The organism is Pseudomonas sp. SID14000, assembly GCF_002165135.1.
Lineage (GTDB): Bacteria > Pseudomonadota > Gammaproteobacteria > Pseudomonadales > Pseudomonadaceae > Aquipseudomonas.
Genome location: NZ_NFZQ01000146.1, coordinates 1 through 404 on the forward strand (window position 1 = coordinate 1; position 404 = coordinate 404).

General features: G+C 77.0%; 1 protein-coding gene. It reads left to right on the plus strand.

From position 1 onward, the window contains the following. The coding region (locus CAY82_RS27700; RefSeq protein WP_140399185.1) for an FAD-binding protein at nucleotides 1-404 on the plus strand (404 nt) is incomplete at both ends.

Consider the following 404-nt stretch of genomic DNA (forward strand, 5'->3'; position numbering starts at 1 on the left):
CCGGCCTGGTCCTCGACCGGCTGCGGGACGCGGTGCGCCCGTACGGACTGACCTTCGGGCCGGACCCCTCCACCCACTCCCGCTGCACCCTCGGCGGCATGATCGGCAACAACGCGTGCGGGGCCCACTCCGTGGCCTGGGGGACCACCGCCGACAACGTCGCCGAGCTGGCCGTGACCGCGTACGGCGGCGCCTCCCACCGCCTCGGCACCGGCTGGGCCGGCGCCCCCGCCGGACTGCGGGAACTCGTCGCGGGGAACCTCGCCGTGCTCCGCACCGGGCTGTACGGCCCCTTCGGGGACTTCTCGCGGCGGATCTCCGGCTACGGCGGCCTCGACGCCCTCCTCCCCGAGCGCGGCACCGGGCTCGCCCGCGCCTTCTGCGGCAGCGAGCGCACCTTGCGG